The 17987-nt window shown below is 42.6% G+C and carries 12 protein-coding genes and 2 pseudogenes; 12 read left to right on the forward strand and 2 right to left on the reverse strand.

The window, feature by feature from the left end; genetic code table 11:
- Positions 1 to 106: 106 nt before the first annotated feature.
- From ACR5KR_RS34120 to ACR5KR_RS34135, 4 genes are all read left to right on the forward strand, one after another.
- Positions 107 to 877 (forward strand): transferase, encoded by a 771-nt coding sequence (locus tag ACR5KR_RS34120; protein ID WP_448269804.1) that lies wholly within the window; start codon positions 107 to 109, stop codon positions 875 to 877.
- Between the two features lie 57 nt (positions 878 to 934).
- Positions 935 to 1729, forward strand: a complete 795-nt coding sequence (locus ACR5KR_RS34125; protein WP_445629582.1) for a BMC domain-containing protein — start codon at positions 935 to 937, stop codon at positions 1727 to 1729.
- Between the two features lie 245 nt (positions 1730 to 1974).
- On the forward strand, positions 1975 to 2916 hold the full coding sequence (locus tag ACR5KR_RS34130) for a LysR substrate-binding domain-containing protein (protein ID WP_448269806.1): 942 nt from the start codon (positions 1975 to 1977) through the stop codon (positions 2914 to 2916).
- Positions 2917 to 3037: 121 nt separating this feature from the next.
- Positions 3038 to 4672, forward strand: coding sequence for a mucoidy inhibitor MuiA family protein (locus tag ACR5KR_RS34135; protein ID WP_448269808.1), 1635 nt, complete (start codon positions 3038 to 3040; stop codon positions 4670 to 4672).
- A gap of 14 nt (positions 4673 to 4686) precedes the next feature.
- Here ACR5KR_RS34135 and ACR5KR_RS34140 read toward each other — a convergent pair whose 3' ends face one another.
- Positions 4687 to 4833 carry a hypothetical protein gene (locus ACR5KR_RS34140; protein ID WP_448269810.1) on the reverse strand — a complete coding sequence of 49 codons (147 nt, stop codon included), beginning with the start codon at positions 4831 to 4833 and terminating at the stop codon, positions 4687 to 4689.
- Between the two features lie 67 nt (positions 4834 to 4900).
- Here ACR5KR_RS34140 and psb34 (ACR5KR_RS34145) point away from each other — a divergent pair, with 67 nt between their 5' ends.
- The 8 genes and pseudogenes from psb34 (ACR5KR_RS34145) to ACR5KR_RS34180 form a co-directional block, all read left to right on the forward strand.
- Positions 4901 to 5071 carry a photosystem II assembly protein Psb34 gene (gene psb34 / locus ACR5KR_RS34145; protein ID WP_448269812.1) on the forward strand — a complete coding sequence of 57 codons (171 nt, stop codon included), beginning with the start codon at positions 4901 to 4903 and terminating at the stop codon, positions 5069 to 5071.
- 232 nt (positions 5072 to 5303) lie between these two features.
- Positions 5304 to 5474: a photosystem II assembly protein Psb34 gene (gene psb34, locus ACR5KR_RS34150; protein ID WP_322673543.1), complete on the forward strand. Its 171-nt coding sequence runs from the start codon at positions 5304 to 5306 to the stop codon at positions 5472 to 5474.
- A gap of 199 nt (positions 5475 to 5673) precedes the next feature.
- Entirely contained in the window at positions 5674 to 6399 is a 726-nt protein-coding gene (locus tag ACR5KR_RS34155; protein WP_448269814.1) for a Uma2 family endonuclease, read from the forward strand.
- Between the two features lie 217 nt (positions 6400 to 6616).
- Positions 6617 to 7399, forward strand: a complete 783-nt coding sequence (locus tag ACR5KR_RS34160; RefSeq protein WP_448269816.1) for a COP23 domain-containing protein — start codon at positions 6617 to 6619, stop codon at positions 7397 to 7399.
- A gap of 390 nt (positions 7400 to 7789) precedes the next feature.
- A complete protein-coding gene (locus tag ACR5KR_RS34165; protein WP_448269818.1) occupies positions 7790 to 8041 on the forward strand; it encodes a hypothetical protein in 252 nt (83 codons plus the stop codon).
- A gap of 97 nt (positions 8042 to 8138) precedes the next feature.
- Complete coding sequence (locus tag ACR5KR_RS34170; RefSeq protein ID WP_448269820.1) at positions 8139 to 9968, forward strand: esterase-like activity of phytase family protein; 1830 nt, start codon at positions 8139 to 8141, stop codon at positions 9966 to 9968.
- Positions 9969 to 10023: 55 nt separating this feature from the next.
- Positions 10024 to 11089: pseudogene (locus ACR5KR_RS34175) on the forward strand (IS630 family transposase).
- 25 nt (positions 11090 to 11114) lie between these two features.
- Positions 11115 to 14744, forward strand: a pseudogene (locus ACR5KR_RS34180) (phytase); the annotation flags it as partial.
- A 407-nt stretch (positions 14745 to 15151) separates the two neighbouring features.
- Here ACR5KR_RS34180 and ACR5KR_RS34185 read toward each other — a convergent pair.
- Positions 15152 to 17677: a molybdopterin-containing oxidoreductase family protein gene (locus ACR5KR_RS34185; RefSeq protein ID WP_448269822.1), complete on the reverse strand. Its 2526-nt coding sequence runs from the start codon at positions 17675 to 17677 to the stop codon at positions 15152 to 15154.
- Positions 17678 to 17987 lie beyond the last annotated feature (310 nt).

Genomic DNA, 17987 nt, shown 5'->3' on the forward strand with positions numbered 1-17987 from the left:
ATTGATAACTCCAAACTGAAAATTTATAACTCCCCCACTTTTAACTAACTCCTAACTCCTCACTTTTAACTCCTATCTTCTTAGGGCTTGCGAGGTTAAAATTTCCATGTCTGTGCCGCTACTGCGCCTCAGCAATAACTTTGATACTTACATTAGTGGTGAGGTGACTATTCATCCAAGCGCGGTACTTGCACCTGGGGTAATCCTCCAAGCGGCTGTAAACAGCAAGATCGTCATTGGGCCAGGGGTCTGTATTGGTATGGGAGCAATTCTCCAAGTCCATGAAGGCACCCTAGAGATAGAAGCAGGTGCAAACCTGGGAGCCGGTTTTTTGATGATTGGCAAAGGCAAAATTGGCGCAAATGCTTGTATTGGTTCAGCGACTACAGTTTTTAACTATTCGGTTGAACCTGAACAAGTAGTACCGCCTGGTTCAATTTTAGGAGACACCAGTCGGCAGATTGAGCCAAAAAAACAGCTAGAAGCATCTACAAATAACCCAACTTCTACTACAAATAGACCACCTAAGGAAGAAGAAAATAGCTCAGGTGGAGTTGAGGAAAAGGTAGTTTCCTCAACTAACTTCTCAGCTTCGGCTTTTGTAGATTTCAAACAAAACAAGTCGATTTCTTATTTTAAATCTCCCGTCACTCCCGAAAGTCAGTCTCCTCCTGTGGAGGAACCGACCAATGATACTGACTCGGCCTTGGGGGAATCCCAAGAGTCAACAGAACATCATTCAGATCCCAGTCAGTCTGCCTTAGAATCCCCTAATGGTTTTGGGACTCAAATTTATGGACAAGGGAGCATAAGCAGACTGTTGACTACATTGTTTCCTCATAGACAATCCTTGAACGACCCAAACCCTGACGATTAGTCAGAGTAAGTGTTAATTGTAAGTTGTCGGCTTTTTCCGTATTTTGGAGAATTCATCATGGAAACATATAATCAACGGTCGATTCGTACTATCCAGGGAGCGAGTAGTCAAGAAACCTTTCAGGATACTGCTTTGGGTTTGGTTTCTTGCCGTAGCTTTCCGGCAATCGTTGGGACGGCTGATATGATGCTGAAATCAGCGGGAGTTCACCTGGTTGGGTATGAAAAAATTGGTAGTGGTCATTGTACTGCGATCGTTCGGGGTGGAATTGCTGACGTGCGTCTGGCGGTAGAATCTGGCGTGCAAACGGCTGAACAGTTTGGTCAGTTGGTTTCTAGTTTGGTGATTCCCCGACCTTATCCCAACCTAGATATAGTACTTCCCATTACAACTCGTTTCACTAAATTGATGGAAGAGGGCAATTCCAGCCGTCTGAGTAATCAAGCAATTGGTTTGGTAGAAACGCGAGGATTTCCCGCGATGGTCGGAGCGTGTGATGCGATGCTCAAAGCTGCTGATGTTCATTTAGCAGCTTATGAAAAAATTGGTGCGGGTTTGTGTACGGCTATTATTCGTGGTTCCGTAGCAAATGTGGCGGTAGCAGTGGAAGCGGGAATGTTTGAAGCAGAACGCATTGGGGAATTGAATGCAGTGATGGTAATTCCTCGACCTCTGGATGAAATGGAGTTAACTTTGCCATTGGCAAGCTGCTGGATAGAAGAACGCGAACCGTTAAACTTACCAGTGAATGTTAAAGAAAAAGAACAAGTTGCGGAGATCGAGGTACTAAGATTACCAGACTTAACCAAGCTACCGACAAAAGTTCAAGAAGAATTATGGAATGATGAATGATGATAGATGAATTTTGTCAAATCATCGTTCAGCATTCATCGTTTAGATAGAAGGCATCTTACGCTTTAGCTATTCTGAATAATAGCTCTTTCAATCCATAAATAAATACTTTTGTTTTAATATAAGTAATAGAGTTTTGTCTATGATAAAACTCGTAACTTTCTGTGAGCATCACTATATCATTTGCCAGTGTTCAGCAATACTAGTTTTATATCTATTAATCGCTATATATAGGAGAATCACTCTTGAACCAAGCGACGCTGCACCAGTTAAAGGTGTTCGAGGCAGCGGCACGGCACAGTAGCTTTACTCGTGCTGCTGAGGAATTGTTTCTTACCCAACCTACCGTTTCTATGCAGATCAAGCAACTTACAAAATCAGTAGGTTTGCCATTATTTGAGCAAGTGGGGAAGCGATTGTATCTGACAGAGGCAGGACGGGAGTTGTTTGCTACTTGTCGGCAGATTTTTCACAATATAGCCCAGTATGAAATGAAGGTGGCAGATTTAAAAGGGCTAAAACAGGGACAATTACGTTTGGCAGTGATTACAACAGCAAAATATTTTATCCCACGTTTGTTAGGGCCATTTTGCGAACTTTATCCAGGGATTGATATCTCGCTGCAAGTAACAAATCACGAACAAATTTTAGAGCGGATGAGTCAAAATTTGGATGACTTATATATTATGAGTCAAATTCCAGACAATATAGATGTGACTTGTGAACCATTTCTAGAAAATCCTTTGATAGTCTTTGCACCGACTAATCATCCTTTATCTAAAGAAAAAAATATTCCTATACAACGTCTGTCTAACGAACCTTTTATTATGCGGGAACCAGGTTCAGGAACTCGTCGCGCCGTCCAAAAGCTCTTTGAAGAACAAGGGGTAGTAGTAAAAGTCAAGCTAGAATTGGGAAGTAACGAAGCGATTAAACAAGCGATCGCAGGTGGTTTAGGAATTTCTGTTTTATCACGTCATACCTTACTATCAGACGCTTCAGAGTTTAGCATTTTAGATGTGCAACACTTCCCCATTCAGCGGGATTGGTACATGGTTTATCCATCTGGCAAGCAGCTATCTATCGTCGCTCGTGCCTATTATGAGTATCTACTAGCAGCGGCAAAAAATATTGTTAAACAAAAAGCTGATACTGCTTATAGTACTTTTGAACCAATTCATGGATAAGAGAATTCGTAATTCGTAGTTCGTAATTGTGAATTACGAATTCTCTAAAGGGGTTGACTGTTAGACCGATAAACATTGACAATTAACCAGCAGAATCATTAAAAATGGGGGAAAACTGGCAGTGGTTAACCCGGAAATACCATCTTGGCGCAAAACAGTACAAAGCGAGATTGTAGCTGTTACAGTGTATTCTGACAGAGCATTGGTTACACGGCGAGGTGTAGTTGATTTAACCGGAATTGAACAGGAATTAGTAATTACCCCAGTGCCAATGACTCTAGAAACTGAGTCTGTTCGGGTTAGCGGTACAGGTACGGTAGGGGTGCGCTTGATGGGAGTTAGTAGCGATCGCATCTACACTACTGAACCTATAGCAGAGCGAGTAGCACATTTGACAAGGCAAATTCAGCAATTAGAAGCAGAAAAACGCCACCTGCAAGCCCAAGTAGACGCTTTGGCATTGCAATCTAGTTTTATCGCTGGCTTACGTGAAAAAACAGAAGAACCCTTTGCACAAAGTTTGTCTCGGAAAAATCTCAGCCTCAGCGAAACTTTGGATTTTTTGAACTTTCTCGGCAGCCAGTATAGTGAATATGCGATTGCATCTGGAGAGTGCAAAACTCAACAGCAGGAATTAGACAAACAACTCCAAGCACTCCACACCTCATTGCAAATAATCCAAACGCCCCATCCTAAAGAGAGTTTTAGCTTAGTTGTAGCCGTTGAAGTCGCGGGTGAAGGCGAATTTGAATTAGAAATATCCTACATAGTAAATCGCGCTAGTTGGAATCCGCTTTATGACTTGCGCTTTAGCACTACCAGCGATATTGTACATCTGAGTTACCTTGCAGAAATCACTCAAAGCACTGGCGAAGATTGGATTGGTGCAAATCTCACTCTTTCTACCGCTAAACCGGGATTAGGTACACTTCCACCCAAACTTGAACCCTGGTATATTGATACGCCACTTCCTCAAAGAATGCGACGAGCTCGATTTGCTGCCCAGCCACCACTACTCCCTAGCATACCAGAGCCACCTGCTTCTGCTGCCAGAGTGGATTGGCAAGAAGAACAAGACGAAGTTGCAGAAGATAGTCTGATTCCAGCAGAAACCATTACAGCAGAAGTATCCAAAGAAGGGAGTGTAGTCACCTTTAAATTGAATGGCGGTGGTAACATTCCCAGCGATGGCGCACCTCATAAAACTACGATTTTCAACGATGATTATCCTTGTAGCTTCGATTATGTAGCAATGCCGCGCTTGGTAAGTTTTGCTTATCTGCAAGCGAATGTGAAAAATAGTCTCAACGGTGCGACTTTGTTACCAGGCAAAGCGAATATTTTCCGCGATAACGTTTTTATTGGGACAACTCAGTTAGAAAATATTGCACCAGGGCAAGAATTCAAACTGAACTTAGGAATTGACGAAGGTTTAAAAATTGAGCGCGACTTAGTTGAACGCCTGGTAGATAAAAGATTAATTAGCAACCAGCGCCGGATTACTTATAGTTATCGGTTGATTGTTACTAACTTACTAGAGAAAGAAGTAAATCTAAAATTAACTGAACAATTGCCAGTTAGCCGCAACGAGCAAATTAAAGTACGCCTCAGTCGCAGCAATCCACAAATTCAACTCGGTGAAATGGGGATTTTAGAATGGCTGTTAACTTTTCCAGCCCAAGAGCGACGAGAGATATATTACCAGTTTAATGTTGAACATCCGCCCGACTTAATGGTAGTTGGGTTAGAAATTTAGGGAATATCAAAAAATTAATCGCTATTTTTCCTCTGTCTAGAGTGGTAAAAGAGGGCTATAGACAAGCTACTTTCATTCCCTAGAACCGTTTCGCGGGAATCTGCGATCGCAGATAAGTTAGCTTTATGGCTAGCATCAGTATTTTTTTTGTCAAGTCTCATTGACACTTTGTAACGAAATTGTTATATTTATTTACATAAAATAACAAAACAAAGAAAAGAAAAAACCATGTATACCACCACTAACGAAGACGGCATTCTCAACAACTATGCAGCAGAACCCAAGATGTACTACTCTGAGTACCCAGCAATTTGGGAACAACGTAAATACGTTTTACAGGGTCTTTTTGCAACTTTAATCGTCACCGCTTTAGTTTTGGTTGGTTTGAGTGTTAGCTAAGATTTTTTGATTTCAGTATCGCTGTATCTCATCGTCATTCATACTTCTCTCTGTAACCTCGGTTAGTTTCGCCGGGGTTTTTTGTTTTTTACCTATCCCAAACGGTAGTGGTGTGCCGATAAGTCATTTTTATGTTTACTATCAGTCTTTTTTTGTCAAGTCTAATTGACATTTTATAACGAAATTGTTATATTTATTTACATAAGATAACAAAGAAAGAAAAGAAAAAACTATGTACACCACCACCAACGAAGACGGCATTCTCAACAACTACGCAGCAGAACCCAAAATGTACTACTCTGAGTACCCAGCAATTTGGGAACAACGTAAATACGTTTTACAGGGTCTTTTTGCAACTTTAATCGTCACCGCTTTAGTTTTGGTTGGTTTTAGCGTTAGTTAAGATTTTTTGATTTCAGTATCGCTGTATCTCATCGTCAATCTCACTTCTCGACTTTACCCCGACTAATTTAGCCGGGGTTTTTTGTATTTGTTGAGAATCAGTGCGATTTTATTTGCATCCTAGCTTTTTTTATCGCCCGGTCAGCAACAAACCACTGGTCAGCCATAAAATAAAGACAAATCAATAAAAGGGGGTGTTTATGACAACCCAACTCGGTGAAGCTAAATCTTCAACAGAACTGGTAATATCTTGGGAAGCATTGCCCGCAGATTTTCACCTAGAGGATGAACCAGTGGAAAATACAGGTCAGCCACTATTAGCTGGTGCTTTGCGCGAAAGCCTTGAGATAAGTGGTTTCATCCAACCGCAGATGTTGATAGCTTCAAATTTTGGACTTTGTGCGACGATAAACGGGCAATTTCTAGCTAAAGCACCCGACTGGGTTTATGTGCCATCGGTAAATCAGGTTTTAGGAGAACGTAAAAGCTATACACCTAATTTAGATGGAGATATTCCAGCAATTGTGATGGAATTTCTATCTGACACTGAGGGTGGAGAATACTCTTTTAAACGAACCTATCCACCAGGAAAATGGTTTTTTTACGAGCAGATTATTCAAGTCCCAATTTACATAATTTTTGACCCAAATGGTGGTTTATTAGAATTTTACCAACTCGAAAACAGGCGCTACGAGTTGAAGCAACCTGATGAAAATGGTCGTCATTGGATTGATTCAATGGGTTTATTTCTGGGAACCTGGCAAGGAACAAAAGAAGCCAGAACTGGTTACTGGTTGCGCTGGTGGGATGAGACAGGTAATTTGTTACTTTGGGCAGTGGAACAAATTGAACAGGAACGCCAGCAAAAAGAACGGCTAATTGCCTATCTACAATCTCAAGGTATCGATCCAAATAATTTGCCTTAGCATATACAAATAAAATTTTCAAGTATTTGAGTGACTCAGTTTAAGCAAATAAGTGCTACAACCGTTACCCCTATCAAGGAGTGGGGCATCATACAGAAATTCAAGCACTGGTGAAAAAGCAAGAGAGGAAAAAAATAGGTTTTTGCTGAATCAAAAGCCAGAATTATTCGTCACTTAAACTATCAATTCCCTACTTATTTCTCCTGGAGGATGATTTATGTCATCACAAATGCTGCGGTTGATATCTTTGGGCAGTCTTGGCTTATCTTTGTGTCTGGGCAATTCGGCAGCAATGGCGCAATATGATTCTAATGGCGATGGTGTAGTAGTACCAACAGTACCATCAGGTGGCACATCAGCACCAGTCCCAATAGACACATCGACAGGCGTACCACCTTCTCCCTCTGCTGATGGTACAACTCGGTTTACCTGTCAGACTTATAATGGACAGTATACTGTCATGTACCAGCCACAAAGTCAACCAGGACAATTTTTTCCTTGGGCAGCACCTGCGGCTTTAGGTGGTGGTTGGGACGCACAAAGGCGTTGTGCAGCAATTGCTAGTCGCTTGGAACTTTATCGCCCAGATGGTTTACAAGAACTCCAGACAGCCGTAGAAAATAACGAAAATATTGTCTGCGTCACAACTGAAACTAACCCAACCTGTAGAATTGTGCTGACAGTTCCACGTGGCAAAGATCCCTACGTTATCCGCAATAGCATTTTCCAAAACTTGACTACTGCTGACAGTGGACAACAAACTATTGCCGTTAACACTTATGGCGATCGCAGTAGTGGAGGCAACGAATTATATAATTTAGGACGCACACTTCTAGGCGGTGGCAATAATCGGATTAGCTCATCTAGAAGTGGGATTAATCTGAAACCTTTCCTCGATCGTCAAGATGGTGGTACTGGAAACAATTTGCGGAGTGGAGTTGCAATTCGTCGTCAGTCTCAACCTAACGGTGTTCGTCTCAACCCTGGTAAATTCCGGTAAGCAAGAGTGGCTTTTAATACAAAATGACTTTCAAATAAAAAATATCCAACTACTTATTGTGGGGCGGACAAGATGTCTGCCTTTTTTTATGGACATAAAATTGCTGTCCCTCGGACTTATTCAAAATGTCGGGGATCTAAATCCAACTGTATATTATTTATTCTTTTAACCTTTTGCTAGCAGTTTCTTAACGTTGCTGAGATAACTTGAGGTTGCTGAATATGGATTAATACTAGTAAAAACCGTAGCTTTTTTGACTAAAAAATAGTTTTTTTAATAGCGATCTTGCGATTGTCAATGTGACTTGATTATGTTTGCCAATTATTACTGAACATCAGCTTTTCAGGCAATTTTCAAACAATACAAAATAAATTGAAGGAGACGTTATTCATGGCTTTGACACAAGGCGATATTGCTTTTATCTCTTTCAATGCTAATGAAAATGGCTGGTCTATTGTCACATTTGTAGATATAGATCCGAATACAACTATTTATTTCAGTGACGGCACAGTTTCGAGTCCAACCACCATTGGTAGTACTGAATCTTCGTTTGTATGGAATACGGAATGTTGGAATGCTAGCAGCAATCAGATATTCGACAGTGGCTGTTACTCGTTTCGTCTTTATTTAACGCAGATTTAATCAAACTCCGATTTCTCTGTGTACTCTGCGCCTCTGCGGTTCCTTATTCCCAATTTTCAAAGCAGTCTCATATCTAGAATCTATCTCAGAATTAAACATGGTAACTACTAATACAATTCGCTTTTCTCAATTCAACGCTTCTTTGAATCGTAATGCCGAAGGTCAGTTAGTCAGCGATTTGTCTACCCCTGACAACGCTCAAGCAAAGGCAGTTGCAGAAATTATCCAGCGTAATAACCCGGATGTGTTGCTAATTAACGAGTTTGACTACTCACCGGAGGCAGTTCAACTATTCCGGCAAAATTACCTAGCCGTTAGCCAGAATGGTACAACACCCGTTGACTACCCCTACTTCTACATCGCTCCTTCCAATACAGGTATTGCCTCTGGTTTTGACTTGAACAACAATGGCACAACAGTTACAACCCCAGGCGAATTGGGATATGGCGATGATGCTTTCGGATTCGGGAATTTCCCTGGTCAATATGGGATGTTGCTGTTGTCCAAATATCCCATCGATACTGCCAACATCCGCACCTTTCAAAATTTTCTATGGAAGGATATGCCCAATGCTTTACTTCCTGACGATCCGACAACACCACAGCCAAATGACTGGTATTCTCAGGAAGAATTGGCAGTTCTACGCCTTTCTTCTAAAAGTCACTGGGATATACCCATCCAAGTAAACGGCGAGACAATTCATGTCCTCGCCAGCCACCCCACACCCCCAACCTTTGATGGTGTGGAAGACCGCAACGGTAAGCGCAACCACGACGAGATCCGCTTTTGGGCAGACTATATTACCCCTGGTAATGGTAATTACATTTACGATGATGAGGGTAAAACTGGCGGTATTGCTACTGGATCGAGCTTTGTGATTGTGGGCGATCAAAATGCAGATCCGTTGGATGGTGATAGTTTTGACAACTCTATTCGTCAATTGTTGCAAAATCCCAATATCAATACTAATGTCATCCCTACCAGTCTGGGTGCGCGCCAACAAGCAGACTTACAAGCTGGTGCAAACGCTAGCCAAAAGGGTAATCCTAGCTTTGACACCGCAGACTTTGCCGATACGACTCCCGGAAACCTGCGGACTGACTATGTGCTACCTTCCGCTAACCTGACAATTGCCAACTCAGGAGTATTTTGGCCTCTAAATACTGATTCAACATTTCCTTTGGTAGGTACTTTTCCCTTCCCCAGTTCTGACCATCGCTTGGTGTTCGCAGATGTGCAAACCGGAGCAACCGAACCAGGTAAAACCATTCCCAATGTTGGATTTGTAGGGCAGAGTACTTTTGCCACAGGCTTTATTCCTGCTGGCGTGGCGGGAACTGTGAATGGGGTACAAACTCCACTAGGCGGACTATCTGGTGTAACCTACGATGCAGTTAACAACCGCTACTATACAATCTCAGACGATCGCTCTCAAGTTGCCCCTGCCCGTTTTTATACCTTCACTGCTACCAATTCTGGGGTGAATTTTACTAATGTTACACCCCTAAAAGATACCAACGGCAACTTTTTTGCAACTAACAGCCTAGATCCAGAAGGTATCGCTTTAACCAATAATGGGACAGTCTTCATCTCCTCAGAGGGCGAAGTTAATCCTACTGCTGGTCGTGTTACCAATCCTTTTATTAAAGAGTTTTCGCTAACCACAGGGCAAGAAGTGCGATCGCTATTTGTCCCCAGCAAATTTCTACCAGTACTAGAAGACAGCAACAGCAATGGTGTTATCGATGCAGGTGATACGCAGACATCAGGTGTTTACAATAACTTAGCTTTTGAAAGCCTCACCATTACACCCAACCAGAAAACCTTATTCACTGCGACTGAAAACGCGTTGTCCCAAGATGGATTAAAGGCTTCGCTCACCAGTGGCAGCCCTTCCCGGATTCTGCAATACAATCTAGTTATATGATGTCCGGGCAATCAACCATAATAAAGATGAAGGGTGTAGTACAAGAGCGATCGCCATGCCAAAACGAATCACAATCGAGGGGCATCTTAGCCTCGAAGAGTTGGAGATCCGATACCGCCAAGCGAAAGAACCAGTCGAGCGAACACATTATCAAATTATTTGGTTACTAGCCAAAGGATTGCGTACCGCAGAAGTAGCCACAGCGACGGGATACAGTCGTAGCTGGATTTATGAATTGGTTTGGGGCTATAACCGCATTGGTCCACAAACATTGGGAGACCAGCGCAATCACAATCAAGGTGGTATCGAACCATTGCTTGATGATGTGCAACAAGCTTATCTGTGGCAAGCATTGCAGGAACCACCAATTGAAGGGGGACTGTGGAACGGTCGTAAAGTAGCAGACTGGATTGGGAGGCTGATTGGTCGTCGTGTCAGTCGTCAGCGAGGATGGGATTATCTTAAACAAATGCGCTACCGATTGCGAGTTCCTCGCCCTGAACATACTCAACCAAGTCCTACTGAACAAGAGGAATGGAAAAAAAAATTTGGTCAACGAAGTCGAACAGATCAAACGAACAAACCCAGATTGCGACGTGGAAGTGTGGGCAATGGATGAACATCGTGTTGGACTCAAACCAGTGATTCGTCGTATTTGGGTTGATGAATTGGCAGTACCGATTGCAAATGTCAACTGGCGATTTCAATGGTTGTGGTTGTATGGTTTTGTTCACCCCAAATCTGGGCAAACGTATTGGTGGATTTTACCCTATGTCAATATCGAATTGTTTACTCGCGTACTTCAAGATTTTGCTCGTCACTTTAATGTTGGTAAAACCAAACAAGTTGTTTTAGTTCTAGATCAAGCCGGATGGCACATAAGCAATCAAGTCTCTGTACCAGAGGGTATTCATCTTTTGTTTCTACCGTCCCACTCACCAGAATTACAACCCGCAGAGCGCCTATGGACACTTACCAATGAACCAATTGCCAATCGTAGTTTTGAAAATTTGGATCGGGTTGAGGAGGCTTTATTTGAGCGCTGTCGCCAAATTATTGACCGTCCCGATCTCATTCGCGGTTTAACCAATTTTTACTGGTGGTCTGAATTTGCAGCTTAATTATGGTTAATTAGCCGGACATCATATTACTGGACAACCAGAAAAAGAATACCTCTATATTACTGATGCCATTCCCGAAGCACCCAACCCTAGCACAGGCTCCGCTGACAATGGTTTGGCAGACTTATTAGCAATAGATAATCGAGGCACATTACTGGCGTTAGAACGTTCCTTTGCACAAGGTGTAGGCAACACGATCAAAATCTACGAAGTTTCTTTGCAAGGTGCAACTGACATCAGTTTCTACGATTCTCTCAACAATCTGAGTACTGAACAACTAGCAGCTATTAAACCCGCTCAAAAACGACTGCTGTTGAATTTAACTGACCTGAATCTGCCTACTGATGCAAACCACCCGATTACAGGAGTGGATAATATAGAAGGTCTTGCCTTCGGCCCCAAATTAGCAGATGGTCGTCAGTCGATTGTGCTGGTAAGTGACAACAACTTTGGTAGTACCCAATATACCCAAATCCTCACTTTGGGTGCAGACTTAGTTCCGACCGCTGCTCCTACACTAGAAACTCGTCCTGCTTTATTTGACGATGAAGATCCAGCGCTAGCTGCTGTAGATCGAAATGCTGATGCTGATGATCCTGCCATCTATGTCAATGCCGCAAATTCTGCCGATAGCCTAGTACTAACCTCAGTCAAAAATGCCGGACTGCGGGTTTATGACTTGTCTGGCAATTTGTTGCAAACAGTTAATCCTGGTGGCATTCGTTACAATAACATTGACCTGCAATACGGTTTTAAATTAGGCAATCAATCTATTGATATTGCCGTAGCTAGCGATCGCAACAATGATAAACTAGCAATCTTCAAAATCAACCCCAACCCCACTACCCCCGGACAATATTTGGAAGATATCACTGATAGCAATATTGGTACTATCTTCCAAACAGCACCTTTTGAACCTCCCTATTCTGCATCAACTCGCAGTTCTTACGGAGTTACCTTATACCGTAGCCCCATAACTAATGATTACTATGTCTTTACCAGTCGGCGAGAAACTGGAGATATAGCTCAGTTCAAATTGATTGACAAAGGGAATGGCAAAATTGGCGCTGAACTGGTGCGGGAGTTTACCATCCCCTCACCTACCACAGAAGGGCGTTCTCCTCAAACAGAGGGGATGGTGGTTGACCAAGAAACCGGCTTTCTCTACATAGCCCAAGAAGATGTGGGCATCTGGAAATTCCAGGCAGAACCAGACGGTGGCACAACAGGCAGGCTGATCGATCACGTCCGTTTTGAGGGTGGTTCTCACCTTACCGATGATGCCGAAGGGTTGACTATTTATTACGGCAAAAACGGCACAGGCTACTTGTTAGCATCCAGCCAAGGCGATAGCACCTTTGTTGCCTACACACGTGAAGGTAACAACGAATACGTAGGTAACTTTGCCATTGGTAACAATGGGTCAATTGACAGCGTGCAAGAGTCAGATGGGGCTGATGTAATTAATGTGCCACTGGGGCCTAACTTCCCATTTGGTTTATTTGTCACCCAAGATGGTTCTAATGAACCTGCCAAGACAATCGATGGCGAAAACGTCAGTTCTAACTTTAAACTGGTGCCTTGGGAGAATATAGCCAATGCCTTCCCCAATACTCTAAATATCGATACTACTAGTTACGATCCTCGCAATCCTGTTGCCCAACCCAAGTTGACTATCTATGAATTTGAAAATCTACCGAAGTTAGGCACGACCTCTAAAAATCAAGATATTTTCTTGGGTGGTTTTTCTGGGTTGTATTTCCAAGGGTTTGCAGCCAATGGCAACCTGAAATTTGTCACCAACACAGATCGTGGCCCCAATGGAGAACCTGATGGTGTCAAAAGACCATTTTTATTACCCGACTTCCAACCAGAAATAGTCAGCTTTGAACTCAACCGCACCACAGGTGAAATCAGCATTACCAACAGAACAAAACTATTTCGCCAAGATGGAACGACCCCATTAACGGGATTGCCTAACTTGCAAGCTGTAGGAAACGGTTTAGCCTACACAGATGAAATTGCCGTTGACTTAGACAACAATGTTCTACCTAACGATCCTTTGGGTGCTGACTTAGAAGGCATTGTAGTTGCGGAAAATGGAGATTACTGGTTGGTGGATGAGTACCGTCCGGCAATTTACCACTTTGACACTAATGGAAAACTGATTGACCGCTTTATTCCTCAAGGAACTGCCACAGCAACCAACCCAGATCGATCGGCTGGAACTTTTGGCACTGAGGTATTGCCAGCAGTTTATGCCCAACGCCGCAATAACCGAGGATTTGAAGCTGTCGCCCTAGAAGGTAATAAATTATATGCCTTTATTCAGAGTGCGATCGATAATCCAGATGTCGCCAATGATGCGACTTCCAAAGCTTCTCTCAACCTGCGAATTCTAGAGTTTGATATTGTCAGCAAGCAGGTAACAGGAGAGTATTTATATCGCCTAGAAGGTCTACCAGGAACCGATAAGATTGGCGATGCAGTTTCTTTGGGTAACGGCAAACTTGCAGTAGTTGAACGAGATGATAATGATACGTCTGCTGGCAATAAACTAATTTACCAAATTGATTTAGCTGGGGCGACCAACATCAACAACTTTGCTAACTTTACCTTGCCAGTTGGTAAAACTATTGAACAACTTACCTCTACAGAGTTAGCTGCTGCCAATATTACCCCTGTCAGCAAGAGTTTGATTGCTAATGCTGCTCAGTTGGGTTACACCGGGGTGGAAAAATTAGAAGGTCTAGCATTGGTAGCACCCAATACTCTAGCTTTGATTAACGACAACGATTTCAATATTACAGGTAATACGGCTGCTGAAAAACTGGGTATTCTCGAATTACCCAATAACCTAACAGGTGTAGAGCCTATTTTCCCGAACGGTTTTGGTTCTAGCAACAGCGATACTGTCAATCTTGAGCCAGGACAATTCTTTAATGCAGGTGATGGAGCAGACTTTGTAGAAGGTGCTGAAGGTAACACAATCCTAGCTAGAAACGGAGATGACACAGTGCTTGCAGGGAATAACTCTTCAGTTTCCGGGGAAGATGGTAGCGATCGCATATTTATCGGTCAAAATGGCTCGGCTGAAAATACCAGTGTCGATGGTGGCAGTGGTGATGATGTTATTACTGTGGTGGAAGCTAATGGTAGTAATAATTTGTTTGGGGCGGCAGGTGATGATAATCTCACAGTCATTGAAGGTTCTCGTCAATCATTATTCGGTGGCTCAGGTAACGACACCCTCACAAGTAACGGTAGCAATAACCGTCTCTACGGTGGTTCTGGCGATGACAAACTCTTCTCTAATTTCAATGATTCCCTGTTTGGTGGCGATGGTGACGATCTGCTATTTGCTGGTCAAGGGGGTAGTAATAGCCTGAGTGGCGGTGCTGGTGCTGACCAATTCTGGATTGCTAACGCCAGTCTGCCAACTAGCAAGAACATTGTGACTGATTTTACAGTTGGCATTGATAAAATCGGGCTGGGCGGTATTGGTGTTACTCAGTTTAATACCCTGACACTATTGCAACAGGGTAGTGATACTATCGTGAAAATCGGAAATACCGAGTTAGTTTCATTGCTAGGAATTACATCAACTAGGCTCACAGCAAATGACTTTGTTTTCTCTAGCAGTGTTGTAGGTTAATTTGTTCGCCTAGTAGTACGCCAAGGCAACTTGGCAGGGTAAAGGGCAAGGGGAAAAGGGAAAAGGTTTTTATCCCTTACCCTTTTCCCTTTACCCTTTACCCAACCTCTACCCATCAAAGTTGGCTTGCCAGACTACTAGTATGATTGTTACAGCTTCATTACACAGCAAAAGTTAATGAAGCTGTACTCAATGATTGCAAAAACCCTTATTTATAAAGTTCTCCCGCAGCCTACAGATGCCAAGACGCGTTCGCCTTTGGCGTAATTACTCAATTTTTTTTACTCTATCATCCCATATTTCTGCTCAATCAAACTCAACAGTCTATTCTCAAATCGGGTCAAATGCGATCGCTTCAACTTCCCAAAGATTTCAATAATGCTTCGATTGGTGCTTTTAAATTTCCATTATGCTTTTGTTATTCGGCACGCAAAACATTTAAAAGCTTGCTGTCCTGAAAGATTGTCATAGTACTTTTGGTCAATCAAGACATTAGCTGCTTCATAGTATGGTGTGCCTAAATCTTGAGCCATTTGTTGTTGGGAACCAAACCAATTAGGTACAAAAATAGTATCTTCTCGAATTCCCTGCCAAAGCAATGCTGTGCCTTTGATCGATCCTCTGGGACTTTCAACAATAATCTCGTCACCATTTTCAATACCAGCAGTTTGCGCGGTTTTTGGGTGAATTTGTACTAAGCGAACACCATTTTTTTGCTTGCCTGTGTAAGTCCAGTGAGTAACAGAATGAAAATGAACTATACTAGACCTGCCAGTAGTCCCCATTAGTGGGTACTTTTTATGTATTTCATTAGTCGAAAGTTTTCCCAACTTCACATTGTGAGTCAGTGCGTGGGGATTCACCGGATTTTTTACTAGTTCTGCTAGATACTCGATTGTCGGATTTCTACCTGTAACTTCTGGGTGGGTATAGAAAATAGGTAATGCAGAGTGTCCCGCTTTTGTCAACTGCTTTTGTAACTCTGAAGTGTAGATTTCCACTTTTCCACTAGGAGTTAGAAATCGCTTACCAATATTATCAACATTCAGGCTTTCTGCGGCCTGATACCAAGACGAACAATCCAGATAAAGAGTGCTGACACCAGGATGATCTACAGTTGGGCAAGGCCAACGTAAGGGTTCGGTGCGTTCACTCAGCCTTTGTTGAGTCATACCAGCCATGCCTGGAGTGTTCGCCACAAAAGTTGCCCACAGATGGCGGTAGTCTTTCCAAGAAGAAGGAAAGTTGTCCTGCCAGTATTGCGGTGGATTACGTTTGTCTAATTTAGCTGTGGCGTGTGCTAATTCAATCCAAATGTGCCAATCTGGTTTTGATTCACCTACAGGCGCAACTACTTGTTGTTGCCAACGAATTGCCCGATCGTCTCGTCGCATATAAACAGTTTCCATCTCAAAACCACTGGTGACGGGCAAGATGATGTCGGCATAATAAGCCGATTCCTCCATAAATAATCCCGTGTAAACATAAAATTCTAATTGGCGGTAAGCCTGTTGTACTTTAGTTGTGTTGGAACAAGCTAGCAGAGGATTGCCTTGAGTTATGAGTGCTTTGAGTTGATAAGGTTGACCGGAGATGATAGCTTCGCTAAGATAATCCGGCCCAACTGGTAAAGCTATATCTTTTTTAGGTATCTTGCCTTGAATCGGTGGTAGATTTAATCCCCCTGGCCAAGTGTTGTGCATGAAATTGCAGCCACCACCAGGAATACCAATATTGCCCGTAATCGCCGCCAAGAATGCCAGACAGCGGTAAGTATCAAAAGCATTCAGTTGATGGGAAATGCCTGCATTGCAGAAAATAGCAGCAGGCTTGGTTTTAGCATAAGTTTCAGCTATAAATTTGATTTTTGATACTGGAACATCCGTAATTTCTGCCGCCCATTCTGGTGTATAATTATTGCTCTTGAGGTGTTTTTTGAGTTCTGCAAAACCCAGCACCCACTTTTGTATAAAAGCAGCATCATATAAGTTATGAGTAACTATGTGGTAAAGCATTGCTAAGACTAAAGCCAAGTCTGTGTGTGGTTTGGGTGCAATCCACTCATCAGCTTGCGCTCCTGTGGGAGTTAAGCGTGGGTCGATGACTACTAATTTGGCTTTGGTTTTCGCTCGGCTTCTCAAAAGGTAAGTAAAGGTAACAGGATGAGTTTCTGCTTGATTCGTACCCAAAAACAGGAAGAATTTAGCCGAGCCTAAGTCTTCTTTTTTAGTTGCGCCATCAATCCCATAACCATTGGTAAAATTGCCTAATCCAAATGTCCAAGCCAAGGCATTGCCACCAGCATCATTACATACAGGCCCGACATCAGTATCGTTGGGACTGCCCAACAAATTGAAATAGCGTCCGACCAAAGAACCTGTTCCCCGTGGTAATCTACCAGAAGTTTTATTCGCGATCGCTCTAGCTTCTCCAGCATCTCTAAGTGCCAAGAACTTGCTGGCGATGATTGAAAGAGCTTCATCCCAAGAAATCTGCTCAAATTGTGAATCTGGTGAACCTTTCTCTCCTGCAACCCGCTTCATCGGATATTTTAGCCGAAAGCGATTGTAGACTAGCTCAGTCATCATTGGCCCCTTGATGCAAAAACCACCAGCCTGTACTGGATCGTCCGGCTCACCTAAGACATCTACGATCCGTCCGTCTTTGATATGAACTTTCAGACGACACAGAGAATTACAAAATTGGCAAGCACTATTAACAATTTTGTCTGGCTGTAAGGCTGCTGATTTCTCGGTAAAGTCAAATTCAGTGCTTTGAGAAGGAATCTCCCCGCACTGCCCTTCACTTGTAGCATCTGCTGCATCTGCCACATCTTTTTTTAGTAACTCAACTCCAGTAACCGCAGCTGTGCTAATGGCTACTCCTTGGAGGAAACTACGTCGTGAAGTCTTTTTCCTGCCCTTTGATGTCATGGAAATAGTCTCCTTATTATTTCGCACTGACTAAAGCTTTTCACAAAAACATCGCAAAGTCGGCTTTTTATTAAAAACTAAATACTTGGGCAATTTCATCACTAACACAAAAATGCAAAAAAAATTATACGAGCAGAAATATACACAAAATTTTTGACAACATATTAAGCAAAAGATTGCAATACAACATTTCTTAACCAGTCCACAATTTTTTCACAACTTTTGCTATGTATGTTAATTAATATGCAATTAAGTTTGTTAATTTTGATACCTTAACCCTCTAGTGAGATGTCAATTATAGCGGTTGATA

Source organism: Nostoc sp. DSM 114159 (assembly GCF_053470285.1).